This is a genomic window from Streptomyces sp. NPDC015242 (assembly GCF_043079125.1).
Lineage (GTDB): Bacteria > Actinomycetota > Actinomycetes > Streptomycetales > Streptomycetaceae > Streptomyces.
In genome coordinates this window covers 336,179-360,770 of record NZ_JBIBUF010000009.1, presented here as the reverse complement: position 1 = coordinate 360,770, position 24,592 = coordinate 336,179, and the positions used below count along the sequence as shown (strand labels likewise).

The window sequence follows — 24,592 nt, the reverse complement described above, 5'->3', positions numbered from 1 at the left end:
GCATGAGCGGTGGGCTTCTCGTCGCCGGGACCACCTCCGACGCGGGCAAGAGCGTCGTGACGGCCGGGATCTGCCGGTGGCTGGTACGGCAGGGCGTCAAGGTCGCGCCGTTCAAGGCGCAGAACATGTCCCTGAACTCGTTCGTGACGCGGGAGGGCGCCGAGATCGGGCGGGCGCAGGCGATGCAGGCGCAGGCCTGCCGGGTGGAGCCGACCGCGCTGATGAACCCCGTGCTGCTCAAGCCCGGGGGCGAGCAGAGCAGTCAGGTCGTGCTGCTGGGCAAGCCGGTCGGTGAGCTGAGTGCGCGCGGCTATCACGGCGGGCGGCAGCAGAAGCTGCTCGGCACGGTGCTGGACTGCCTGGAGCAGTTGCGGGGCACGTATGACGCGGTGATCTGTGAGGGGGCCGGTTCTCCCGCCGAGATCAACCTGCGGCGGACCGACATCGTCAACATGGGCATCGCCCGCAACGCCGGGCTTCCCGTGCTCGTCGTCGGCGACATCGACCGGGGCGGTGTCTTCGCCTCGTTCTTCGGCACGGTGGCGCTGCTGTCCCGCGAGGACCAGGACTGCGTCGCCGGGTTCCTGGTCAACAAGTTCCGCGGGGACGTCTCCCTGCTGGAGCCGGGCCTGGACATGCTGCACGGGCTGACGGGGCGGAAGACGTACGGCGTGCTGCCGTTCCGGCACGGGCTGGGGATCGACGAGGAGGACGGGCTGCGCGTCTCCCTGCGGGGAGCCGTGCGGGAATCCGTCGTCGCGCCGCCGCTCGGCGAGGACGTGCTGCGCGTCGCCGTGTGCGCGGTGCCGCTGATGTCCAACTTCACCGACGTGGACGCCCTGGCCGCCGAACCGGGCGTCGTGGTGCGGTTCGTGGACCGGCCCGAGGAGCTGGCCGACGCCGACCTCGTCGTCGTGCCCGGCACCCGCGGCACGGTCCGGGCGCTGGACTGGCTGCGGGAGCGGGGGCTCGCCGACGCCCTGGTGCGCAGGGCCGCCGAGCAGCGGCCCGTGCTCGGCGTCTGCGGCGGCTTCCAGCTCCTCGGCGAGCACATCGAGGACGACGTGGAGAGCCGCCGGGGTCACGTCGACGGGCTCGGGATCCTGCCCGTGCGGGTGCGGTTCGCCCGCGAGAAGACCCTCACCCGGCCGGAGGGCGAGGCCCTCGGCGAGCGGGTCGAGGGCTACGAGATCCACCACGGGGTCGCCGACGTCACCGGCGGCGAGGCCTTCCTGGACGGCTGCCGGGTCGGCCAGACCTGGGGCACGCACTGGCACGGCTCGCTGGAGTCGGACGGCTTCCGGCGGGCGTTCCTGCGCGAGGTGGCGGCCGCCGCGGGCCGCCGTTTCGTGCCGGCTCCGGACATCTCGTTCGCCGCGCTGCGCGAGGAGCAGCTCGACCGGCTCGGCGACCTGATCGAACAGCACGCGGACACCGACGCGCTGTGGCGGCTCATCGAGTCCGGCGCGCCGCAAGGACTGCCCTTCATCCCACCGGGAGCACCCGCATGAGCACTGTGTTGTTGTTGTCGACCGCCGACACGGACCTGCTGGCGGCCCGGGCCGCCTCCGGTGCCGAATACCGGATCGGCAACCCGACCCGCGTGGACGTCCGGGAGGAGCTCCCGGCCCTGCTGGACGGGGCGTCCGTCGCCGTCGTCCGGCTGCTCGGCGGCAAGCGGGCCTGGGAGGACGGGCTCGCCGCGCTGAAGGCGTCCGGGATCCCGACCGTGCTGCTGGGCGGCGAGGCCGTGCCGGACGCGGAGCTGATGGCCGAGTCGTCGGTGCCGGCCGGTGTCGTCGCCGAGGCGCTGAAGTACCTCGTGGAGGGCGGGCCGGAGAACCTCACCGAGCTGGCCCGGTTCCTGTCCGACACCGTGCTGCTCACCGGTGAGGGCTTCGCCGCGCCGCGGAAGATGCCAGAGTACGGCGTCCACGGCGAGCGGGCGCACCACGAGGGCCGCCCCACCGTCGGCGTGCTCTTCTACCGGGCCCACGAACTGAGCGGCAACACCGCCTTCGTGGACACCCTGTGCGACGCGATCGAGGCCCACGGCGCCAACGCCCTGCCGGTGTACTGCGGTTCGCTGCGCGGCGCGGACGAGGGGCTGTACGAGATCCTGGGCCGCGCCGACGCCCTGGTCGCCACCGTCCTGGCCGCCGGCGGCACGCACGCCTCGCAGGCCTCGGCGGGCGGGGACGAGGAGGCCTGGGACATCGGGGCGCTGGCCGGGATGAACGTGCCGGTGCTGCAGGGGCTGTGCCTGACCTCCTCGCGGCAGGCCTGGGAGGAGTCGGACGCCGCCCTGTCCCCCATGGACGCCGCGATGCAGGTGGCGATCCCGGAGTTCGACGGGCGGCTGATCACCGTGCCGTTCTCCTTCAAGGAGCAGGGCCCGGACGACGTGCCCGTGTACGTGGCCGACCCGGAGCGGGCCGCGCGGGTCGCCGGCATCGCCGTACGGCACGCCCGCCTGAAGCACAAGGAGAACGCGGAGAAGAAGCTCGCGCTGGTCTTCACCGCGTACCCGACCAAGCACTCGCGGGTCGGCAACGCGGTCGGGCTGGACACGCCCGCCTCGGCCGTGCGGGTGCTGGACGCGCTGCGGCAGGCCGGGTACGCCGTCGAGGGCTACCCGGACAACGGCGACGAGCTGATCCACCGGCTGATCGAGGCCGGCGGGCACGACGTGGAGTGGCTGACGGAGGAGCAGCTCGCCTCGGCGCCCGCGCGGGTGCCCCTGGCGGACTACCGGGCCTGGTTCGAGAAGCTCGACCCGGAGCTGAGGGACGCCATGACCGAGGCGTGGGGCGAGCCGCCGGGCTCGTTGTACGTCGACGGGGACGACATCGTGCTGGCGTCCCTGCAGTTCGGGAACGTCGTGGTGATGATCCAGCCGCCGCGCGGCTTCGGCGAGAACCCGATCGCGATCTACCACGACCCCGACATGCCGCCCTCGCACCACTACATGGCGGCCTACCGCTGGCTGGAGGCTGCGACATCCGAGGGGGGCTTCGGCGCCGACGCCATCGTCCACATGGGCAAGCACGGCACCATGGAGTGGCTGCCCGGCAAGGGCCTCGGGCTCAGCGGCGGGTGCGCCCCGGACGCCGTCCTCGGTGACCTGCCGCTGGTCTACCCGTTCATCGTCAACGACCCCGGCGAGGGCACCCAGGCCAAGCGCCGCGGCCACGCCACCGTCGTCGACCACCTGGTGCCGCCGATGGCCCGCGCCGACACCTACGGCGACCTGGCCAAGCTGGAGCAGCTCCTCGACGAGTACGCGCTCGTCTCCGACCTGGACCCGGCCAAGGCCCCGGCCGTGCGGGCGCAGATCTGGACGCTGGTGAAGGCGGCCGAGCTCCACCACGACCTGCACGTCGACGAACAGCCGGACGACGAGGCGTTCGACGAGTTCGTCATGCACATCGACGGCTACCTGTGCGAGATCAAGGACGTGCAGATCCGCGACGGCCTGCACGTCCTGGGCGGCGGGCCGGTCGGTGAGCCGCGCGTCAACCTGGTGCTGGCCGTGCTGCGCGCCTCGCAGGTGTGGGGCGGCCGGGCCAACGCGCTGCCGGGTCTGCGGGCCGCGCTGGCCGAGCACTTCGGGCTGGTGGAGAAGGAGCTGCTGGCCGAGCCGGGCGCCCCGGTGAAGGTGCCCGCCGAGCTGACGGACCTGGTCGACGGGCCGTCCCGCAGCGCCGCCGACGCGATCGACCTGCTGGAGCAGCTGTGCCGGCGGATCGCTGAGGGCATGGAGGAGCGCGGCTGGGACGCGGCCGCGGTTCCCGCGCTGGTCCGCGAGGTGCTCGGCGCCGAACTGCCCGACGCCGTCGCCGTGCTGGAGTTCGCCTGCGCCGAGGTCGTGCCCCGGCTGGAGAAGACCACCGACGAGATCGGGCACATCCTGCGTGCCCTGGACGGCGGTTACGTCCCGGCCGGTCCGTCCGGCTCGCCCACCCGCGGTCTGGTCAACGTGCTGCCGACGGGCCGGAACTTCTACTCCGTCGACCCCAAGGCCATTCCGTCCCGGCTCAGCTGGGAGGTCGGGCAGTCGCTCGCGGACTCGCTGGTGCAGCGGTACCTCCAGGACACCGGGGAGTACCCGAAGTCCGTCGGCCTGACGGTGTGGGGCACCTCCGCGATGCGCACCCAGGGTGACGACATCGCCGAGATCCTGGCGCTGCTGGGCTGCCGTCCCGTCTGGGACGACGCCTCGCGCCGGGTGACCGGCTTCGAGGTGATTCCCCTGGCGGAGCTGGGCCGGCCGCGCATCGACGTGACGGTCCGCATCTCCGGCTTCTTCCGGGACGCGTTCCCGCACGTGGTGGGGCTGATCGACGACGCCGTGCGGGCGGTGGCCGAGCTGGACGAGCCGGCCGAGTCCAACTACGTCCGCGCCCACGCCGACGAGGACACCGCCGAGCACGGCGACCGGCGCCGCGCCACCGCCCGCATCTTCGGCTCCAAGCCGGGGGCGTACGGGGCCGGTCTGCTGCCGCTGATCGACGCCCGCAACTGGCGCTCCGACGCGGACCTCGCCGAGGTGTACGCGGTGTGGGGCGGCTACGCGTACGGGCGCGGGCTCGACGGGCGGGCGGCGCGCGGGGACATGGAGACGGCGTTCAGGCGGATCGCCGTCGCCGCGAAGAACGTCGACACCCGCGAGCACGACCTGGTCGACGCCGACGACTACTTCCAGTACCACGGCGGCATGGTGGCCATGGTGCGGCATCTGACCGGCGCCTCCCCCGAGGCCTACGTCGGCGACTCGGCCACCCCTGACCAGGTGAAGACCCGCACGCTGGGCGAGGAGACGCACCGGGTGTTCCGCGCCCGGGTGGTCAACCCGCGCTGGATGGCGGCCATGCGGCGGCACGGCTACAAAGGCGCCTTCGAGATGGCGGCGACCGTCGACTACCTCTTCGGGTACGACGCCACGGCCGGGGTCGTGGACGACTGGATGTACGAGAAGCTCAGCGCCGAGTACGTCTTCGACCCGGAGAACCGGGACTTCATGAAGAAGTCCAACCCCTGGGCGCTGCGCGGCATCACCGAGCGGCTGCTGGAGGCGGCCGAGCGGGGCCTGTGGGCCGAGCCGGACGCGGAGACGCTGGAGCGGCTGCGCGCCACCTACCTGGAGCTCGAAGGCGACTTGGAGGGCGACGTCAAGTGACCACCCCGTTCCCGTTCACGGCCGTCGTCGGCCAGGACGACCTGCGGCTCGCGCTGCTGCTGAACGCCGTGTCACCGGCGGTCGGCGGTGTGCTGGTGCGCGGCGAGAAGGGCACCGCCAAGTCCACGGCGGTGCGGGCCCTGTCGGCACTGCTGCCGGCGGTCTCCGTCGTCCCCGGCTGCCGTTTCTCCTGCGACCCCGCCTCCCCCGACCCGGGGTGCCCGGACGGGCCCCACGAGGCCGGCGGCGGCGCCGAGCGGCCCGCCCGCATGGTCGAGCTGCCCGTCGGCGCCTCCGAGGACCGGCTCGTCGGCGCGCTGGACATCGAGCGGGCGCTGTCGGAGGGCGTGAAGGCCTTCGAGCCCGGCCTGCTCGCCGACGCGCACCGCGGCATCCTCTACGTCGACGAGGTCAACCTCCTCCACGACCACCTGGTCGACCTGCTGCTGGACGCCGCCGCGATGGGCGCCTCGTACGTCGAGCGCGAGGGCGTCTCCGTACGGCACGCAGCCCGGTTCCTGCTCGTCGGCACGATGAACCCCGAGGAGGGCGAGCTGCGGCCGCAGCTGCTCGACCGGTTCGGGCTGACCGTCGAGGTCGCGGCCTCCCGGGAGCCGGACCAGCGGGTCGAGGTCGTGCGCAGGCGGCTGGCCTACGACGACGACCCGGCCGGCTTCGCGGCCCGCTGGGCCGAGGAAGAGGCGGCGGTACGGGCCAGGATCGTGGCGGCGCGCGAGCTGCTGCCGTCGGTGCGGCTCGGCGACGGGGCGCTGCGGCAGATCGCGGCGACCTGCGCGGCCTTCGAGGTGGACGGCATGCGCGCCGACATCGTGATGGCCCGGACCGCGACCGCGCTGGCCGCCTGGGCCGGGCGGACGGACGTGCTCGCCGAGGACGTCCGGCAGGCGGCGCTGCTCGCGCTGCCGCACCGGCGGCGGCGCAACCCCTTCGACGCGCCCGGGCTGGACGAGGACAAGCTGGACGAGACGCTGGAGGAGTTCGGCGGCTCGCAGGACGACGACCCGGATCCGGACCCCGGACCGGACGGGCCCGGCGGGGGCGGCGGGCAGCCGGACCCCGGCGAGGGTCCCGAGGGCGGTGACACCGGTGCCTCGCCCGAGGCCGGGGAAGGCGGGCAGCCGCAGCCGTCGGGAGGCGGCGAGCAGTCGGCCGTACGGGCTGCCGAGCCGTTCAGGGCCAAGGTGCTGAGCGTGCCCGGGATCGGCGAGGGTGTCGCCGGGCGGCGCTCGCGGGCGCGGACCGAACACGGGCGCACCACCGGGGCGCGGCGGCCGCAGGGCGCGCTCACCAAGCTGCACCTGGCGGCGACCGTGCAGGCCGCCGCCCCGCACCAGCGGGCCCGCGGACGGTCCGGACCCGGCCTGGTCGTACGCCGGGACGACCTGCGGCAGGCCACCCGCGAGGGGCGCGAGGGCAATCTCGTGCTGTTCGTGGTGGACGCCTCCGGGTCGATGGCGGCCCGGCAGCGGATGAGCGCCGTGAAGGGCGCCGTGCTGTCGCTGCTGCTGGACGCCTACCAGCGGCGGGACAAGGTCGGTCTGGTGACCTTCCGGGGCACGGGCGCGGACGTCGCGCTGCCGCCGACGTCGTCGGTGGACGCGGCGGCGGCCCGGCTGGAGTCGCTGCCCACGGGCGGGCGGACGCCGCTCGCCGCGGGGCTGCTGCGGGCGCACGACGTGCTGCGCGTGGAGCGGCTGCGGGACCCCGCGCGGCGGCCGCTGGTCGTGGTGGTGACGGACGGGCGCGCCACCGGCGGTCCGGAGCCGGTCGCGCTGGCCGGGCGGGCGGCGCGGCTGTTCGCGGCCGACGGGGTGGCCTCCGTGGTCGTGGACTGCGAGTCGGGGCCCGTGCGGCTGGGGCTCGCCGGGCAGCTCGCCGGTGAGCTGGGCGGTACGGCCGTGACGCTGGACGAGTTGCGGGCGGACTCGATCGCCGGTCTGGTGAAGGACGTACAGAGGAGGGCCGCGTAATGCCGCAGGGACAGCCGAGTGTGGTGCCGGACGACGGCCTGACGACCCGTCAGCGGCGCAACCGGCCGCTGGTCGTGGTGCACACGGGCGTCGGCAAGGGCAAGTCCACCGCCGCGTTCGGGCTCGCGCTGCGGGCCTGGAACCAGGGGTGGCCGATCGGGGTGTTCCAGTTCGTCAAGTCGGCGAAGTGGAAGGTCGGCGAGGAGAACGCGCTGCGGGTGCTGGGGGCCTCCGGGGAGGGCGGGTCCGTCGACTGGCACAAGATGGGCGAGGGCTGGTCGTGGGTCCAGCGTGATGCCCAGATGGACAACGAGGAGAAGGCCCGCGAGGGCTGGGAGCAGGTCAAGCGGGACCTGGCGGCCGAGACGTACAAGCTGTACGTGCTCGACGAGTTCGCGTACCCGATGCACTGGGGCTGGGTCGACACCGACGAGGTCGTCGACGTCCTGCGTGCCCGGCCCGGGACGCAGCATGTCGTGATCACCGGGCGGAACGCGCCGGAGAAGCTGGTGGACTTCGCCGACCTCGTGACCGACATGTCCAAGGTCAAGCACCCCATGGACGTCGGGCAGAAGGGGCAGAGGGGCATCGAGTGGTGAGTGTTTCCGTCCCCCGGCTGGTCGTCGCCGCGCCCTCCTCGGGCAGCGGCAAGACCACCGTCGCCACGGGGCTGATGGCCGCGTTCGCCGCGCGGGGGCTCGCCGTGTCCCCGCACAAGGTCGGGCCGGACTACATCGACCCCGGGTATCACGCGCTCGCGACCGGGCGCGTGGGGCGGAACCTGGACGCGTACCTGTGCGGGCCCGAGCTGGTCGGGCCGCTGTTCCTGCACGGGGCGCGGGGCTGTGACCTCGCCGTCGTCGAGGGCGTGATGGGGCTGTACGACGGAGCCGCCGGGGAGGGGGAACTGGCCTCCACCGCTCAGGTCGCGAAACTGCTGCGGGCGCCGGTGGTGCTGGTCGTCGACGCGTCGTCGCAGTCACGGTCGGTGGCGGCGCTGGTGCACGGGTTCGCTTCCTGGGACCCGGAGGTGCGGGTCGGCGGCGTGATCCTGAACAAGGTCGGGTCCGACCGGCACGAGGAACTGCTGCGGGAGGCGCTGGACTCGGCCGGTGTGCCCGTGCTGGGTGTGCTGCGGCGGGTGGGGCAGGTGGAGACGCCGTCACGGCATCTGGGTCTTGTGCCGGTCGCCGAGCGGCGGGCGGCCGCGGTGGAGGCCGTGGCGGCGATGGGGGCGCAGGTCGCCGGCGGGTGTGACCTGGAGGCGCTGGCCGCGCTGGCGCGGAGCGCGGGCGCGTTGCCGTGTGCGGCCTGGGATGCGGCCGAGGCGCTTGCCTCGCCCTCCCATCACCCGGCCCGGCCGGGCGAGAGGCCGGCGCCCCTTTCCGGCCCGGCTCCGTCGGACGGGCGGCGCGCGCCCGTCATCGCCGTCGCCGGTGGGTCCGCCTTCACCTTCTCCTACGCCGAACACACCGAGCTGCTCACGGCCGCCGGGGCCGAAGTCGTCACCTTCGACCCGCTGCGGGACGAGGAACTGCCCGAAGGGACCCGCGGACTGGTGATCGGGGGCGGGTTCCCGGAGGTGTACGCCGCCGAGCTGTCCGCCAACGAGCCGTCGCGGAAGGCCGTCGCCGAGCTGGCGAACGGCGGCGCTCCCGTGGCCGCCGAGTGCGCCGGGCTGCTGTATTTGTGCCGGGAGCTGGACGGGCTGCCGATGTGCGGGGTGCTGGACGCCTCGGCGCGGATGAGCGAACGGCTCACGCTGGGCTACCGGGACGCCGTCGCGGTCGGCGACAGCGTGCTCGCGGCGGCCGGGACGCGGATGCGCGGGCACGAGTTCCACCGGACCGTCGTGGAGCCCGGGTCGGGGGCGGAGCCCGCCTGGGGCGTGCGCACCCCTCGGCCGCGGGTCGAAGGTTTCGTACAGCGTGGTGTGCACGCGAGTTATCTGCACACGCACTGGGCGTCCGAGCCCGGTGCGGCCCGTCGGTTCGTGGAGAGGTGCCGGACGTCATGAGCAGCAGGCTGGTCGGAGTCGGGGTGGGCCCCGGGGATCCGGAGCTGGTGACCGTCAAGGGTGTCAACGCCCTGCGCGCGGCGGACGTGGTCGTCGTGCCCGTGATGGACACGGGCGAGCGCGGGCGGGCCGAGGCGACCGTGGTGCACTACGTGCCCGAGGAGAAGGTCGTGCGGGTCGTGTTCGCGCTGAACGAGCGCAGCGACCGGGGCCGGCGCGAGGCCGCCTGGGACGCGGCGGGCGCGCGCGTCGCCGAACTGCTGCGGGCGCACGACGCCGTGGCCTTCGCCACCATCGGCGACCCCAACGTGTACTCGACCTTCACCTACCTCGCGCACACCGTCGCCGAGCTGGTGCCCGGGACCGTCGTGGAGACCGTGCCCGGCATCACCGCCATGCAGGACCTCGCCGCCCGGTCGGGTGCCGTGCTGACCGAGGGGACCGAGCCGCTCACGCTGGTGCCGGTCACCGCCGGGGCGACCGTGCTGAAGGAGGCCCTCGCCGGGCCGGGCACGGTCGTCGCCTACAAGTTCGGCCGGCAGGCCCACGAGGTCGCCGAGGCGCTGCGCGAGACCGGGCGGCTCGAGGGCGCGGTGTGGGGTTCGGCGCTGGGGCTGGCGGAGGAGTCCATCCACCCGGCCGCCGAGCTCGACGGCGCTCCCCTGCCCTATCTGTCGACGCTCATCGCGCCCGCCCGGCGCGACGGCGGCCGCGGCGGAAAGCTCTGACCTCACCCGTTCTCCCCCGCCGTCTCACCCCTGACCGTCCAACCCCTGTACGAGAGGACCCACCCCATGGCCGACGCCCCCGCCGGCAAAGTGACCTTCGTCGGTGCCGGCCCCGGCGCCGCCGACCTGCTGACGTTCCGCGCCGCGCGCGCCATCGCCGAGGCCGACGTCGTGATCTGGGCGGCCAGCCTGGTCCAGGCCGAGGTCCTCGACCACGCGCGCGCGGACGCGGAGATCCTCGACTCGGCGACCATGTCCCTGGAGGACGTCGTCGCCGTGTACGAACGGGCCCGTGGCGAGGGTCTGAAGGTGGCCCGCATCCACTCCGGCGACCCGGCCCTGTGGGGCGGCACGCAGGAACAGCTCGACCGGTGCGCCGAGCTCGGCATCGCGACCGAGATCGTCCCCGGCGTCTCCTCCTTCTCGGCCGTGGCGGCGCTGGCGCAGCGCGAGCTGACCATCCCGGAGGTCGCCCAGTCGGTGGTGCTGACCCGGCTCGGCGGCGGCAAGACGCCGATGCCGCCCGGTGAGGAGGTCCGCGAGTTCGCCAAGCACGGCACGACCATGGCGGTCTTCCTGTCCGCCGCCCGCAGCGGGCAGCTGGTGCGGGAGCTGCTGGAGGGCGGCTACCCGACGACGACCCCGGTCGTGGTGGCGTACCAGGCGACCTGGCCGGAGGAGCTGGTCGTGAAGTGCACGATCGGCACGCTGGAGGAGACGGTCAAGGAGCACAAGCTCTGGAAGCACACGCTCTTCCTGGTCGGCCCGGCCCTCGACGCGCACGGCACGCGCTCGCACCTGTACCACCCGGGGCACTTCCACGGCTACCGCAAGGCCGACCCCGAGGCCCGCCGGGCGCTGCGCGAGCGGGGGGCGAGCACGTGATCACGGTGGTCGGCACGGGGACGGGGGCGGCGGTGCCTGCCGCCGACGTCCTCGCCGGTGCCGAGCTGGTCGTCGGCGGGCGGCGGCATCTGGATGCCGTTCCGCTGCCCGGCGGGGCGGAGCGGGTCGTGCTCGGGGCGCTCGCGCCCGCCCTCGACACCATCGAGGAGTACGTCGGCGAGGACCGCCCGGTGGTGGTGCTGGCCTCCGGCGACCCGGGGTTCTTCGGGATCGTGCGGGTGCTGGCCGAGCGCTTCGGGCCGGAGCGGCTGGACGTGCGGCCCGGGGTGTCGTCCGTCGCCGCCGCCTTCGCGCGGATCGGGCTGCCCTGGGACGACGCCGTGGTGGTGAGCGCCCACGGACGGGAGCTGCGGACGGCCGTCAACATGTGCCGGGCGCGGGCGAAGACGGCCGTGCTGACCGGGCCGGGGGCCGGTCCGGCCGAGCTGGGTGCCGCGCTGGCGGGTGAGGAGCGGGTGCTGGTCGTCGCGTCCGGGCTCGGCTCCGCCGCCGAGCGCGTGGAGCGGGTGACGCCGGAGGAGGCGGCCGCCCGGGACTGGGGTACGGCGGTGAGCGTGGTGCTGTGCCTGGACGAGAGCCGTGCGCTCGGGCCGGTGCGGACGGTCGCGGGGCCCGGGGAGCGGCCGGCCGGCTGGGCCCTGGACGAGGCGGAGTTCGCGCACCGCGACTCGATGATCACCAAGTTCGAGGTGCGGGCGCTGGCCCTGGCCCGGCTGGGTCCCCGGCCCGGTGACCTGGTGTGGGACGTGGGCGCGGGGTCCGGTTCGGTGGCCGTGGAGTGCGCCCGGCTCGGGGCGGCGGCCGTGGCCGTGGAGAAGGCGCCCGACGGGGTGGAGCGGATCCGCGCCAACGCCGCCGCGCACGGTGTGGACGTACGCGTGGTGCACGGTGCCGCGCCGGACGCGCTGGACGGCCTCGCCGACGACCCGGACGCCGTGTTCGTCGGGGGCGGCGGGCGGGAACTGCCCGCGATCGTCGACGTGTGCGCCCGGCGGGCCCGGCGCGCGGTGGTCGTCGCGATGACGGCGCTCGACCGGGTGCCCGCTGTGCGCACCGCGCTGACGGGCGCCGGTCTCTCCTGCGACGGGGTGCTGTTGCAGTCGTCCCGGCTCGCGCCGCTGCCGGGTGACGTGACCCGGCTCGCGGCGGCCAATCCGGTTTTCCTGTTGTGGGGCGTCAGAAGGCCCCTGGATCGTGAGGGAGTTGCCCAGTGATCGGCCTCATTTCCGCCACCGCGGCGGGGGCGGCGGCGCGGGACCGGCTGGCCGCGGCGTGGCCGGACCGCACCCGCGTGTACGACGGGCCCGTGGCGGACGCCGTCCGGCGGGCGTTCGCGGAGTGCGAGCAGCTCGTGTGCTTCCTCGCGACCGGCGCGGTCGTGCGGATCGTCGCCCCGCTGCTGGCGGACAAGGCGAACGACCCGGGTGTGGTGTGCGTCGACGAGGCCGGGCGGTTCGCCGTGTCGCTGGCCGGCGGGCACGGCGGCGGCGCCAACGCCCTCGCCCGCGAGGTCGGTGAGGTGCTGGGCGCCGAGCCCGTGGTGACGACGGCGACGGACGCCGTGGACCTGCCCGGCCTGGACACGCTCGGCCTGCCCGTGGAGGGCGATGTAGCCGCCGTGTCGCGTGCGCTGCTCGACGGTGAGCCGGTGGCGCTGCGGGCCGAGGTGGCCTGGCCGCTGCCGCCGCTGCCGGTCGCGGCCGAGGGGGCGTACACGATCCGGGTGACCGACCGGCTGGTCGAGGCGGCCGAGCGTGAGGTGGTGCTGCGGCCGCCGTCCCTCGTCGTCGGCGTGGGCGCCTCCTCGGGCGTTCCCGCCGAGGAGGTGCTGGAGCTGGTCGGGTCGGCGCTGCGGGAGGCGGGCCTGTCGGTCCGCAGCCTGGCGGAGCTCACCACCGTCGACGCCAAGGCCGGGGAGCCGGGCGTCGTCGAGGCCGCGCGGCGGCTCGGGGTGCCGCTCGTGACGTACCCGGCCGCGGAACTGTCCGGGGTCGAGGTGCCCAACCCGTCCGACGCGCCCCTGGCCGCCGTCGGCACGCCGTCCGTGGCGGAGGCCTCGGCGCTGCTGCGCGGCGGTGAACTGCTCGTGCCGAAGCGGAAGTCGCGGCGCGCCGACGGCACCCCGGCGATGGCGACCTGTGCCGTCGTACGGCGGCCCGGACGCGGGCGGCTCGCCGTGGTGGGGCTCGGCCCGGGCGCCCGGGACCTGCTGACGCCACGCGCCCGGGAAGAACTGCGGCGCGCCGCCGTGCTCGTCGGGCTCGACCAGTACGTCGACCAGATCCGGGACCTGCTGCGGCCCGGCACACGGGTGCTGGAGTCCGGGCTCGGGGCCGAGGAGGAGCGGGCCCGCACGGCCGTCGCGGAGGCCCGCAAGGGACAGGCCGTCGCGTTGATCGGCAGCGGCGACGCGGGCGTGTACGCCATGGCCTCCCCCGCGCTCGCCGAGGCGTCCGACGACATCGACGTGATCGGCGTGCCCGGGGTGACGGCGGCCCTCGCTGCGGCCGCGATCCTCGGTGCGCCGCTCGGCCACGACCACGTGTCGATCAGCCTGTCCGACCTGCACACGCCCTGGGAGGTCATCGAGCGCCGGGTGCGGGCGGCCGCCGAGGCGGACCTCGTGGTCACCTTCTACAACCCCCGCTCGCGCGGCCGCGACTGGCAGCTGCCGAAGGCCCTGGCGATCCTCGCCGGGCACCGCGCGCCCGGGACGCCGGTCGGAGTCGTACGGAACGCCTCGCGGCCGGACGAGTCCAGCCGGCTCACCACGCTGGGCGCGCTCGACCCGGCGACGGTCGACATGATGACGGTCGTGACCGTGGGCAACACGGCGACCCGGGACATCGCGGGGCGCATGGTGACGCCCCGCGGCTACCGCTGGCAGACGACGCAGGAGGGCGCCGAGTGAACCGCGTGGTGCATCCCATCGAGGTGGAGTCCTACCGGCGGCTGCGCGCCCGGCTGGACACCTCGCACTTCCCGCCGCTGACCCGGGCGGTGGTGGAGCGGGTCATCCACTCCGCCGCCGACCTCGACTACGCCACCGACCTCGTCATGGCCGAGGCCGACTTGGAGAAGGCGCACGCCGCCCTGCACGCCGGGGCGCCCGTCGTCGTGGACGTGGAGATGGTCGGGGCCGGCATCACCCGCCGTGAGACCGTCTGCCGGCTGCGGGACGCCGAGGCCGGTCCGGGGCTGACCCGGTCCGCGCACGCGATCCGGCTCGCCTACGAGCAGGTCGGCCCGGGCGCCCTGTGGGTGATCGGCAACGCGCCGACCGCGCTGGAGGAACTGCTGACCCTGGACGCCGACCCGGCACTCGTCATCGGCCTGCCCGTCGGGTTCGTCGGCGCCGTCGAATCGAAGGCCGCCCTGCGCGAGAGCGGGCTGCCCGCCGTGAGCAACGTGTCCGAGAAGGGCGGCTCGGCGGTCGCCGCCGCCGCGCTCAACGCCCTGCTGTACCACCCCACTTCCGCCGAGGAGAAACTGTGACCACCCCGCCCGCCCTGCTCATCGCCGGCCACGGCACCCGGGACGACGCCGGAGCCGAGGCGTTCCGCGACTTCGTACGGGAGCTGGGGGCCCGCCACCCCGAACTGCCCGTCGCGGGCGGCTTCATCGAGCTGTCCCCGCCGCCGCTGGGCGAGGCCGTGACCGAACTGGTGGAGCGCGGGGTGCGGCGGTTCGCCGCCGTGCCGCTGATGCTGGTGTCGGCCGGGCACGCCAAGGGCGACATCCCGGCCGCGCTGGCCCGCGAGAAGGAACGGCACCCCGGCATCTCGTACACCTACGGGCGTCCCCTCGGGCCGCACCCGGCGCTGCTGAACGTGCTGGAGCGGCGGCTGGAGGAGGCGCTGGGCGCCGGCTCCGGGCGCACGCCCGGGGACCGGTCCGACGTGACGGTGCTGCTGGTGGGGCGCGGGTCGACGGACCCGGACGCCAACGCCGAGGTGCACAAGGCGGCGCGGCTGCTGTGGGAGGGGCGCGGTTACGCGGGCGTCGAGACGGCGTTCGTGTCGCTGGCCGCGCCGGACGTGCCGAGCGGGCTCGACCGGTGCGTGCGGCTGGGCGCGCGCCGGATCGTGGTGCTGCCCTACTTCCTGTTCACGGGCATCCTGCCGGACCGGGTGCGCCAGCAGACGGAGGGCTGGGCCGCCGCGCACCCGGAGGTCGAGGTGCGCTCGGCCGACGTCATCGGTCCCGAGCCGGAGCTGCTGGACCTGGTGTGGGAGCGGTACGAGGAGGCGGTCAAGGGCGATCTGCGGATGAACTGCGACTCGTGCGTGTACCGCATCGCGCTGCCGGGCTTCGAGGACAAGGTGGGGATGCCGCAGCAGCCGCACTTCCACCCGGACGACGACGACCACCACCACGGTCATGGTCACGGGCACGGGCATCACCACGGCGCGCACTCGCATGCGCACTGACAGCGGGCACGACCTGCGCCACCACGGCGACGCGGAGGTCCGGGACGACGGCGGCTCGCTGGTCGACCTGGCCGTGAACGTCCGCGCGGACACGCCGCCGGAGTGGCTGCGGGAGCACATCGCGGCGTCGCTCACCGGGCTGGCCGCCTACCCGGACGGGCGGGCGGCGCGGGCCGCGGTGGCGGAGCGGCACGGGCTGCCGGTGGAGCGGGTGCTGCTGACGGCGGGCGCGGCCGAGGCGTTCGTGCTGCTGGCGCGGGCGCTGAAGGTGCGGCGGCCGGTCGTGGTCCATCCGCAGTTCACCGAGCCGGAGGCGGCGCTGCGGGACGCCGGGCACACGGTGGGCCGGGTGCTGCTGCGGGAGGAGGACGGCTTCCGGCTCGACCCGGCGGCCGTCCCCGAGGACGCCGACCTCGTGGTGATCGGCAACCCCACCAACCCCACGTCGGTGCTGCACCCGGCGGGCGCCGTCGCCTCGCTCGCCCGGCCCGGGCGGGTGCTGGTGGTGGACGAGGCGTTCATGGACGCCGTGCCGGGTGAGCGGGAGTCGCTGGCCGGACGGACCGACGTGCCCGGTCTCGTGGTGCTGCGCAGCCTGACCAAGACGTGGGGGCTGGCCGGGCTGCGGATCGGCTACGTCCTGGCGGCGCCTGAGACCGTGGAGGACCTGGAGCGGGCGCAGCCGCTGTGGCCGGTGTCGACGCCGGCGCTGGCGGCGGCCGAGGCGTGCGTGGGGCCCCGGGCGGTGGCCGAGGCCGCGCACGCCGCGCACCGCATCGCCGCCGACCGGGCCCATCTCCTGACGGGTCTGGCCCCTTTCGCCCCGGCCGGGCTGCGGGTGACCGGGCCCGCGCAGGGCCCGTTCCTGCTGATCCGCCTGCCGCGCGCGGCGGCCGTCCGCCACCGCCTGCGCGAGCTCGGCTACGCCGTGCGCCGCGGGGACACGTTCCCCGGCCTGGACGAGGAGTGGCTGCGCCTGGCGGTACGGGACCGGGCGACCGTGGACGGATTCCTGCGGGCGCTGGAGAAGGCACTGGACCACTGACGTCCCGGCCCGGGGCGTCACCGCACGCCGCCGGGCCGGGCACGCGGGGGCGGGAACACCGCCGGGGGGGGCGAGCGGGAGCGCCCGGGACTCGGCCTTCGCGCTCAGCCACCGTTGCGCGGCCGGGCCGGTGCGGGCCCCTGCCGGGTCAGCCGCGCCGCCGGGCCAGGAACACCGCTCCACCGCCCCCGGCCAGCAGGGCCACCGCGCCGCCCACGAGGTAGGGCGTCGCCGGACTTCCGCCCGTCTGCGCCAGGTTCGCCTCGGCGGGGGCGCCCTGGGGCCTGGTGCCGGCGGGCGGGGCGGAGGCCTCGGCCGCGGGGCTGGGGGTCTTGCAGGTCGCCTCGGCCAGTGTGAGCGTGCCGTCGATCTCGGCGACGTTCAGCTTCAGCGGGTTGACGGACACCTTGAGTTCCAGGGCGGTGGCGGCGGCCGAGCGGGCCGTGGTCCGGGTGTTCGACAGCTCCAGGCGCACCTCGCCGACGCCGGGCACCACGACGTCGGCCGGGCCGCCGGCGGTCAGCCTCACCCGCTTGCCGAGCACGGTGACCGAACCCGGCAGGCCGGTCGTGGCGACCGGCTTCCTGCCCACCTCGCACGTGGCCGTGGAGGTGACCTGCTCGATCTCGATCAGGGACAGCAGCGGCAGGCCCGGGACGTGCAGGCGGGCGTGGGCCAGGGTGGTACTGCCCTCGGCCTTCGTGGCGGTCGTGGTGGCCGTCGCCCGGGCCACGTCCGCGCGCAGCACGCTGAAGGGCCGGCCGCCGTCCACCGCGTCCAGCCGTGCCGTCAGCGTGGTCTTCCCGGCGCTGCTCGGAGCCTCGACCTGGTTGAGGGAGACGGCGAGCGGGACCTGGACCGACTTGTCGAGCAGCGAGACGTCGAGGCCGGTGCGCAGGACGACGGCGCTCGCCCGCCCGTGATCGCCGGTGGCGTGCGCCGGGCTCGCGCCGGCCAGGGCCACGGGCACCGCGCCGAGGACCGTGGCCGTGGCTGCGGCCGCCAGACGGCGTGCGGGCATGCGGAAGGAAGTGCTGTTCACGGTGGGGACTCCCAGAAGAGACAGGCTCGGGACCCGGAAAGAATCACCCCGGCGCGCGCCCCCCGTCAGCGATCCGGCACCGCTTCACCCCAACGGGGCCGGATCGCCGGTGTATTCGATTCTCCCGGCACAGGCGTTCCCCGGCGTCACCGTCACGCCCCGCTCACCACACGCCCGTTGAGCACCACCCGGCGCGGCGCCGCCAGCACGCGCACGTCCGCGCGCGGGTCCTCGTCGTAGACGACGAGGTCGGCCGGGGCGCCCTCGTCCAGGCCGGGCCTGCCGAGCCAGGCGCGCGCCTTCCAGGTGCCGGCCGCCAGGGCCTCGACGGGCGGGATGCCCGCGGTGACCAGTTCGGCGACCTCCGCCGCCGCCAGGCCGTGGGCGAGTGCGCCGCCGGCGTCGGTGCCGACGAAGACGGGGATGCCGGCGTCGTAGGCGTCGCGCACGGTGTCGTAGCGGCGTGCGTGGAGCCGGCGCATATGGGCCGACCAGCGCGGGAACTTGGCCTCGCCGCCGTCGGCGAGCTGCGGGAAGGTGGCGATGTTGACGAGGGTCGGCACGATGGCGACGCCCCGCTCGGCGAACAGCGGGACGAGGTCCTCGGTGAGGCCCGTCGCGTGCTCGATGCAGTCGATGCCCGCCTCGACCAGGTCACGCAGGGAGCTCTCCGCGAAGCAGTGCGCGGTGACGCGGGCGCCGAGGCGGTGCGCCTCGGCGATCGCCGCCTCCACCGCGCTGCGGGGCCAGCAGGCCGACAGGTCGCCGAGGTCGCGGTCGATCCAGTCGCCGACCAGCTTGACCCAGCCGTCACCGCGCCGGGCCTCCCTGGCGACGTAGGCGACCAGGTCGTCCGGCTCGATCTCCCAGGCGTAGTTGCGGATGTAGCGGCGGGTACGGGCGATGTGCCGGCCCGCGCGGATGATCTTGGGCAGGTCCTCGCGGTCGTCGGCCCAGCGGGTGTCCGAGGGCGAGCCCGCGTCGCGGATCAGCAGGGTGCCCGCGTCCCGGTCGGTCAGCGCCTGCTTCTCGGCGACGTCCCGCGGGACCGCGCCGTGCCGGTCGAGTCCGACGTGGCAGTGCGCGTCGACGAGGCCGGGCAGAACCCAGCCCTCGACCGTGCGGACGTCGCGGGCTCCGGCGGGGCGGTCGTAGCAGACGCGGCCGCCGACGACCCACAGTTCGTCCCGGACGTCCTCGGGCCCGACGAGCACCCGTCCCTTCACGTGCAGCACCGCGTGATCGCTCATGCACGGCACCTTAGTGAGCCGCCGGCGGCGCCCCGAAAGGGGCCGGTCCCGCGGGCCTCGCGGACGGGGGCCGCGCTACCCGGCGGTTACCCTCGATGCCGTCGGACCTGTGAGTGAAGAGAGCATTGCTGTGACGCATCCGTTTCTGGACCTGGCCCCGCTCGACGCGGACCGTTTCGCCGCGATCGAGGACCGTGTGGCGCGGCTGCTGAGCACCCGGCAGGACGTCGTGATCATGCAGGGTGAGGCGCTGCTGCCGCTGGAGGGAGCGATCCGCGCCGCGGCCGGTCCGGGCACCACGGCGCTGAACGTCATCACGGGCCCGTACGGACAGACCTTCGGCGACTGGCTGCGGGACTGCGGCGCGCGGGTGATCGACCTGGCGGTGCCCTTCCACACGGCGGTGACGGCCGAGCAGATCCGGGAGGCCTTCGCCGCGCACCCGGAGATCGACTTCGTGTCCCTGGTGCACGCGGAGGCGGCGACCGGCAACACCAACCCGGTGGCGGAGATCGGTGAGGTGGTGCGGGCGCACGGGGCGCTGTTCTACCTGGACGCGGTGGCGTCGATCGGCGCCGAGCCGGTGCTGCCGGACGCGTGGGGCGTCGACCTGTGCGTGATCGGGGCGCAGAAGGCGATGGGCGGCCCGGCCGGGGTGTCGGCGGTGTCGGTGAGCGAGCGGGCCTGGGCCCGGATGGCGGCGAACCCGCGGGCGCCGCGGCGGTCGTACCTGTCGCTGCTCGACTGGAAGGAGCGGTGGATCGACGGGGGCCGCAAGGCGCTGCTGCACGCGCCGGCGCAACTGGAGATGCTCGCGCTGGAGGCGTGCGTGGAGCGGATCGAGGCGTCGGGCCTGGAGGCGGTGATGGCGCGGCACGCCTCCGCCGCTGCGGCCACCCGCGCCGGTGCGGTCGCGCTCGGTGGCGGTCTGGAGCCCTACGTGTACGAGGCCCGCGACGCTGCGCCGGTCGCCACGACCCTGCGTGTCCCGGCCGGCGTGGTGGCCTCGGAGCTGGTGGGCCGGGCCCTGGCGGCGGACCCGGCACTGCCGCTCGCGGCGGGCGGGGGCGCGCTGGCCAAAAAGATGATCCGGGTCAACCACTACGGCGCCGACGCGACGCCGGGTGCCGTCCGGGCGAGCCTGGCGGCACTCGGGGTGGCGCTGTCCGCGCAGGGCCTGTCGGTGGATGTGGAGAGCGCCCTGCGGGCCGTCGAATCGGCGAAGTGACCGGAACTTGAATTCCGTGGACTTCTCGAGTTGTCCCACATGTAAGCTGGCACACAATTAATGAATTCTTCCAGGAAAAGCTACCGGTATTCTTCTGCCCGCTTTCCCCGGTCCTAAACGCGCAGATTTTGAGGACCTTTCGCGAGGTAATTCCGGCAGGTCTCGTGAGGGTTACACGGCTGTGACGCGTTACACACAGTGACCCCTTTGCCCGGTATTACCCGGACAATATCGGACCTTTCGCCGCCCCTGTGTTCCGAGCCTCGCGCTCGCGCGATAACACAGGGGCGGCTCACATGTAAGCCCGATCGGCGATGCAATTTTGAATTTCGCTGGGTAAGTTCCATTCGCATGACCGCCGTACAAGCAGATCCGCACATCGACCGACCCACGGTGGCCGACGGAGCCGCACTGTGGCGGATGGCGAAGGATTCCAAGGTTCTCGACGTGAACTCGTCCTACAGCTATCTGCTGTGGTGCCGCGACTTCGCCACCACCTCGGCCGTCGCGCGTGACGAGCGCGGCGAGCCGATGGGCTTCATCACCGGGTACGTGCGCCCGGACAGCCCGCGCACCCTGCTGGTGTGGCAGGTGGCCGTGGACGAGGCGCACCGCGGACGCGGCCTGGCCGCGGCGCTGCTCGACGGCCTGGTCGCGCGGACCGTCGCCGAGCGCGCGGTGACGACGGTGGAGACGACCATCACTCCGGGCAACGCCGCCTCGGAGCGCCTGTTCACGTCCTTCGCCGAGCGGCACGGCGCGCCGCTGGAGCGCGAGGTGCTGTTCGACACGGGCCTGTTCCCCGACGGGCCGCACGACCCGGAGGTCCTGTACCGCATCGGACCGCTGCCCCGCTGAGACCGCCCGCCCCACCCCCGCAGACTTCGCAGACTTCGCAGACTTCCCCCACGCACCGAGGAGCGATTCGTCGTGACCATCACCCAGCCCGACCTGAGCGTCTTCGAGACCCTGGAGTCCGAGGTGCGCAGCTACTGCCGCGGCTGGCCCACCGTCTTCGACCGCGCGGTGGGCAGCCGCATGTACGACGAGGACGGCCACGAGTACCTCGACTTCTTCGCCGGAGCGGGATCACTGAACTACGGGCACAACAACCCCGTCCTGAAACGCGCGCTGATCGACTACCTGGAGCGGGACGGCGTCACGCACGGGCTCGACATGTCGACCACCGCCAAGCGCCGCTTCCTGGAGACCTTCCAGAACCTGCTGCTGCGCCCGCGCGACCTGCCGTACAAGGTCATGTTCCCGGGCCCGACCGGCACCAACGCCGTGGAGTCCGCGCTGAAGCTGGCGCGGAAGGTGAAGGGCCGCGAGGCGATCGTGTCGTTCACCAACGCCTTCCACGGCATGTCGCTCGGCTCGCTGGCCGTGACCGGCAACGCCTTCAAGCGGGCCGGCGCCGGCATCCCGCTGGTGCACGGCACGCCGATGCCGTTCGACAACTACTTCGACGGCCAGGTCCCGGACTTCCTGTGGTTCGAGCGGCTCCTGGAGGACCAGGGCTCCGGCCTGAACAAGCCGGCCGCCGTGATCGTCGAGACCGTGCAGGGCGAGGGCGGCATCAACGTGGCCCGGCCCGAGTGGCTGCGCGCCCTGGCCGACCTGTGCGAGCGGCAGGACATGCTGCTGATCGTCGACGACATCCAGATGGGCTGCGGCCGGACCGGCGCGTTCTTCTCCTTCGAGGAGGCGGGCATCACGCCGGACATCGTCACCGTCTCGAAGTCCATCAGCGGCTACGGCCTGCCCATGTCGCTGTGCCTGTTCAAGCCGGAGCTCGACATCTGGGAGCCCGGCGAGCACAACGGCACCTTCCGCGGCAACAACCCCGCCTTCGTCACGGCGACCGCGGCCCTGGAGACGTACTGGGCCGACGGCTCCGCGATGGAGAAGCAGACCCGCACGCGCGGTGAGCAGGTCGAGCAGGCGCTGATCTCGATCACCGAGGAGAACCTGGCCGACGTGAAGGAGTACCGGGGCCGCGGCCTGGTGTGGGGCATGGAGTTCCACGACAAGGCCCGCGCGGGCAAGGTCGCCAAGCGCGCCTTCGAACTCGGTCTGCTCATCGAGACGTCCGGCCCGGAGAGCGAGGTCGTCAAGCTGCTCCCGGCCCTCACCATCACGCCCGAGGAACTGGACGAGGGCCTCAGCATGCTGGCCCGCGCCGTCCGCGAGACCGCCTGATAACGCGGCACCACCCGGCACCACCCACCTAGGAGGCATCGCAGCACCGTGATTGTCCGTTCGTTCAAGGAGATCGAAGGTACCGACCGGCACGTGAAGGCGGCGTCCGGCACGTGGGAGAGCAAACGCATCGTCCTCGCCAAGGAGAAGGTCGGCTTCTCCCTGCACGAGACGATCCTGTACGCGGGTACGGAGACGTCGATGTGGTACGCGAACCACATCGAGGCCGTCGTCTGCGTCGAGGGCGAGGCCGAGCTGACCGACCACGAGACCGGGCAGAAGCACACCATCACTCCCGGGACCATGTACCTCCTGGACGGGCACGAGAGGCACACGCTGCGGGTCAAGGAGGACTTCCGCTGCCTCTGCGTGTTCAACCCGCCCGTGACCGGACGGGAGGACCACGACGAGAACGGCGTCTACCCGCTGCTCACCGAGGAGGTGTGACGTTTCCATGACCGCCACGACCGACACGACCACCACCACCGGTATCCCCGACCTCTACCCCACGCGCGGTGCCTCCGAGGTGCTCACGCCGCGCCAGGACCCGGTCGTCTGGGGCGCGCCCGACGCACCCGGGCCGATCGTGCCCGCCGACCTGCTCTCCTTCGAGCGGGACGGCTTCCTGGCGATCGAGGAGCTCATCACGGACGACGAGGTCGCCGTCTACCGCGACGAGCTGAACCGGCTGGTCAACGACCCGGACATCCGTGCCGACGAGCGGTCGATCGTCGAGCCGAAGTCCAAGGAGATCCGCTCGGTCTTCGAGGTGCACAAGATCAGCGAGGTGTTCGCCCGGCTGGTCCGCGACGAGCGGGTCGTCGGACGGGCGCGGCAGATCCTCGGCTCGGACGTGTACGTCCACCAGTCGCGGATCAACGTCAAGCCGGGGTTCGGCGCCAGTGGCTTCTACTGGCACTCGGACTTCGAGACGTGGCACGCCGAGGACGGTCTGCCGCGGATGCGTACCGTGTCGGTCTCGATCGCGCTGACCGAGAACTACGACACCAACGGCGGCCTCATGATCATGCCGGGGTCGCACAAGACGTTCCTGGGCTGTGCCGGGGAGACGCCGAAGGACAACTACAAGAAGTCGCTGCAGATGCAGGACGCGGGCACGCCCTCGGACGAGGCGCTGACCCGGTTCGCCACCGAGCACGGCATCAAGCTGTTCACGGGCAAGGCCGGTTCGGCGACGTGGTTCGACTGCAACTGCATGCACGGCTCCGGAGACAACATCACGCCGTTCCCGCGCAGCAACGTGTTCATCGTGTTCAACAGCGTGGAGAACACGGCGGTGGAACCGTTCGCGGCGCCGGTGCGGCGGCCGGAGTTCATCGGGGCGCGGGACTTCACGCCGGTGAAGTGACCGGGTGACCGGGCTGCCGGGTGGGGCCTCCTCGTGTGGGACGGGAGGCCCCACCCGGTTTTTCATGCCGTCACGGCGTCAGGGCGTCGAGCAGCCGGTCCACGTCCGCCGCCGTGTTGTAGAGGTGGAACGCGGCCCGCAGGTTGCCCGCCCGGTCGGACACCTGGATGCCCGCCCGGCTCAGCTCGTCCTGCCGGTGGCCGAGCCCGGGCACGGACACGATCGCCGAGCCCGGGGCGGGCACCGGCTCGTGTCCCAGCTCGGCGAGCCCCGCCCGGAAGCGGTCGGCGAGCCCGACGTCGTGGGCGTGCACGACGTCGACGCCGATCTCCTCGACGAGTTCCAGCGAGGCGCGCAGCCCGGCGTGGCTGAACAGGGAGGGGCTGACGTCGAACCGCCGCGCGGAGTGGGCGTGTTCCTGGACCGGGCCGTAGCAGCTGTCCCAGGGGACCTCGCCGGCGACCCAACCGGCGAGCAGCGGGGTGAGCCCGCCGAAGTCCGGCGGGACGACGAAGAACACGGCGCCGTGCGGCCCGAGGAGCCACTTGAAGCCGACGGCCGCGAGGAAGTCGTCGGCGTCGCCGTCCATCGGCAGCCAGCCCGCGGACTGGGAGACGTCGACGTAGGTGCGGGCGCCGTGGGCCCGGGCCGCGGCGCGCACCGCCGGCAGGTCCGCGATCCTGCCGTCGGCGGACTGGGCGCTGCTCACCGCGACCAGCGCGGTGCCGGGCCGGACCGACTCGGCGAGCCGGTCCAGCGGCGCGGCCCGCACCTTGAGGTCGCCGCGCTCGTGGAACGGGTTCACCAGGGAGGCGAAGTCGCCCTCGGCGGTGAGGACTTCGGCCCCGGCGGGCAGCGAGGCGGCGATCAGGGCGCCGTACTCGGCGACCGAGGCCCCGACCGCGACCCGCTCGGCGGGCACGCCGGCGAGCCGGGCGAAGCAGGCGCGGGCGGCCTCCACGTCCTCGTACAGGGGACCCAGCGGCACGCCCTCGGCGCGCATCCGCACCGCCTGCTGCACGGCGGTGACGGCACGGGCGGGCAGGAGCCCGTTGCTCGCGGTGTTCAGGTAGGTGTGCTTCGGGGCGAACTCGGCGCGGACGAGGTTCTCGAAGGTCTCCATGGGACCATGCTGCGTCCCGCGGATCTCCCCGTCCATTGCCGATTTCTGCGTGATGTCGCCAAGCAACGCTTATGCATGCGCG

The 24,592-nt window shown here is 73.8% G+C and carries 20 protein-coding genes; 17 read left to right on the top strand and 3 right to left on the bottom strand.

The genetic code is table 11. The annotated features are described in order from the left end of the window. Nucleotides 1-2 precede the first annotated feature (2 nt). The 12 genes from ACF07N_RS29680 to cobC all read left to right on the top strand — a co-directional run bounded on the left by ACF07N_RS29680 (nucleotide 3) and on the right by cobC (nucleotide 16,296). Nucleotides 3-1,511: a cobyric acid synthase gene (locus ACF07N_RS29680; protein WP_392118675.1), complete on the top strand. Its 1,509-nt coding sequence runs from the start codon at nucleotides 3-5 to the stop codon at nucleotides 1,509-1,511. Next, nucleotides 1,508-5,179 carry a cobaltochelatase subunit CobN gene (gene cobN / locus ACF07N_RS29675; RefSeq protein WP_392118672.1) on the top strand — a complete coding sequence of 1,224 codons (3,672 nt, stop codon included), beginning with the start codon at nucleotides 1,508-1,510 and terminating at the stop codon, nucleotides 5,177-5,179. The genes ACF07N_RS29680 and cobN overlap by 4 nt, the downstream gene beginning before the upstream one ends. Next, nucleotides 5,176-7,170 (top strand): putative cobaltochelatase, encoded by a 1,995-nt coding sequence (locus ACF07N_RS29670; RefSeq protein ID WP_392118669.1) that lies wholly within the window; start codon nucleotides 5,176-5,178, stop codon nucleotides 7,168-7,170. Before cobN ends, ACF07N_RS29670 begins: the two co-directional genes overlap by 4 nt. Then, nucleotides 7,170-7,769 (top strand): cob(I)yrinic acid a,c-diamide adenosyltransferase, encoded by a 600-nt coding sequence (cobO, locus tag ACF07N_RS29665; RefSeq protein ID WP_392118666.1) that lies wholly within the window; start codon nucleotides 7,170-7,172, stop codon nucleotides 7,767-7,769. Before ACF07N_RS29670 ends, cobO begins: the two co-directional genes overlap by 1 nt. Next, entirely contained in the window at nucleotides 7,766-9,187 is a 1,422-nt protein-coding gene (locus ACF07N_RS29660; protein WP_392118663.1) for a cobyrinate a,c-diamide synthase, read from the top strand. Before cobO ends, ACF07N_RS29660 begins: the two co-directional genes overlap by 4 nt. Next, the gene (gene cobI, locus ACF07N_RS29655) at nucleotides 9,184-9,915 is read left to right on the top strand and encodes a precorrin-2 C(20)-methyltransferase (RefSeq protein ID WP_392118660.1); all 732 of its coding nucleotides are present in this window, start codon (nucleotides 9,184-9,186) and stop codon (nucleotides 9,913-9,915) included. The genes ACF07N_RS29660 and cobI overlap by 4 nt, the downstream gene beginning before the upstream one ends. Nucleotides 9,916-9,981: 66 nt before the next feature. Then, nucleotides 9,982-10,800: a precorrin-4 C(11)-methyltransferase gene (cobM, locus tag ACF07N_RS29650; RefSeq protein WP_383332024.1), complete on the top strand. Its 819-nt coding sequence runs from the start codon at nucleotides 9,982-9,984 to the stop codon at nucleotides 10,798-10,800. Next, on the top strand, nucleotides 10,797-12,035 hold the full coding sequence (cbiE, locus tag ACF07N_RS29645) for a precorrin-6y C5,15-methyltransferase (decarboxylating) subunit CbiE (protein WP_392118657.1): 1,239 nt from the start codon (nucleotides 10,797-10,799) through the stop codon (nucleotides 12,033-12,035). The genes cobM and cbiE overlap by 4 nt, the downstream gene beginning before the upstream one ends. Next, a complete protein-coding gene (gene cobJ, locus ACF07N_RS29640) occupies nucleotides 12,032-13,732 on the top strand; it encodes a precorrin-3B C(17)-methyltransferase (protein ID WP_383346883.1) in 1,701 nt (566 codons plus the stop codon). The genes cbiE and cobJ overlap by 4 nt, the downstream gene beginning before the upstream one ends. Further along, on the top strand, nucleotides 13,729-14,316 hold the full coding sequence (locus ACF07N_RS29635) for a precorrin-8X methylmutase (RefSeq protein WP_037756942.1): 588 nt from the start codon (nucleotides 13,729-13,731) through the stop codon (nucleotides 14,314-14,316). The genes cobJ and ACF07N_RS29635 overlap by 4 nt, the downstream gene beginning before the upstream one ends. After that, nucleotides 14,313-15,251: a sirohydrochlorin chelatase gene (locus ACF07N_RS29630; protein ID WP_392118653.1), complete on the top strand. Its 939-nt coding sequence runs from the start codon at nucleotides 14,313-14,315 to the stop codon at nucleotides 15,249-15,251. Before ACF07N_RS29635 ends, ACF07N_RS29630 begins: the two co-directional genes overlap by 4 nt. Next, on the top strand, nucleotides 15,241-16,296 hold the full coding sequence (cobC, locus tag ACF07N_RS29625) for an Rv2231c family pyridoxal phosphate-dependent protein CobC (protein ID WP_392118651.1): 1,056 nt from the start codon (nucleotides 15,241-15,243) through the stop codon (nucleotides 16,294-16,296). Before ACF07N_RS29630 ends, cobC begins: the two co-directional genes overlap by 11 nt. 148 nt (nucleotides 16,297-16,444) lie before the next feature. On the opposite strand, the gene ACF07N_RS29620 is transcribed toward cobC, so the two are convergent. Together ACF07N_RS29620 and ACF07N_RS29615 are read right to left on the bottom strand one after the other, a co-directional pair. Next, nucleotides 16,445-17,338 carry an SCO1860 family LAETG-anchored protein gene (locus ACF07N_RS29620; protein ID WP_383332012.1) on the bottom strand — a complete coding sequence of 298 codons (894 nt, stop codon included), beginning with the start codon at nucleotides 17,336-17,338 and terminating at the stop codon, nucleotides 16,445-16,447. Nucleotides 17,339-17,490: 152 nt separating this feature from the next. Beyond that, the gene (locus tag ACF07N_RS29615) at nucleotides 17,491-18,588 is read right to left on the bottom strand and encodes an amidohydrolase family protein (protein ID WP_392118648.1); all 1,098 of its coding nucleotides are present in this window, start codon (nucleotides 18,586-18,588) and stop codon (nucleotides 17,491-17,493) included. A gap of 130 nt (nucleotides 18,589-18,718) precedes the next feature. Here ACF07N_RS29615 and ACF07N_RS29610 point away from each other — a divergent pair, with 130 nt between their 5' ends. From ACF07N_RS29610 to thpD, 5 genes are all read left to right on the top strand, one after another. Further along, complete coding sequence (locus tag ACF07N_RS29610) at nucleotides 18,719-19,816, top strand: pyridoxal-phosphate-dependent aminotransferase family protein (protein WP_392118645.1); 1,098 nt, start codon at nucleotides 18,719-18,721, stop codon at nucleotides 19,814-19,816. 351 nt (nucleotides 19,817-20,167) lie between these two features. Then, nucleotides 20,168-20,674 (top strand): diaminobutyrate acetyltransferase, encoded by a 507-nt coding sequence (ectA, locus tag ACF07N_RS29605; protein ID WP_383346866.1) that lies wholly within the window; start codon nucleotides 20,168-20,170, stop codon nucleotides 20,672-20,674. A 72-nt stretch (nucleotides 20,675-20,746) separates the two neighbouring features. Then, the gene (gene ectB / locus ACF07N_RS29600; protein WP_383332004.1) at nucleotides 20,747-22,018 is read left to right on the top strand and encodes a diaminobutyrate--2-oxoglutarate transaminase; all 1,272 of its coding nucleotides are present in this window, start codon (nucleotides 20,747-20,749) and stop codon (nucleotides 22,016-22,018) included. 48 nt (nucleotides 22,019-22,066) lie between these two features. After that, the gene (locus ACF07N_RS29595; RefSeq protein WP_311683795.1) at nucleotides 22,067-22,465 is read left to right on the top strand and encodes an ectoine synthase; all 399 of its coding nucleotides are present in this window, start codon (nucleotides 22,067-22,069) and stop codon (nucleotides 22,463-22,465) included. Nucleotides 22,466-22,472: 7 nt separating this feature from the next. Then, nucleotides 22,473-23,387: an ectoine hydroxylase gene (gene thpD / locus ACF07N_RS29590; protein ID WP_392118640.1), complete on the top strand. Its 915-nt coding sequence runs from the start codon at nucleotides 22,473-22,475 to the stop codon at nucleotides 23,385-23,387. 70 nt (nucleotides 23,388-23,457) lie between these two features. Here the strand turns inward: thpD and ACF07N_RS29585 are convergent, their stop codons facing one another. Next, a complete protein-coding gene (locus ACF07N_RS29585; RefSeq protein WP_392118637.1) occupies nucleotides 23,458-24,510 on the bottom strand; it encodes an aminotransferase class V-fold PLP-dependent enzyme in 1,053 nt (350 codons plus the stop codon). Nucleotides 24,511-24,592: the final 82 nt, after the last annotated feature.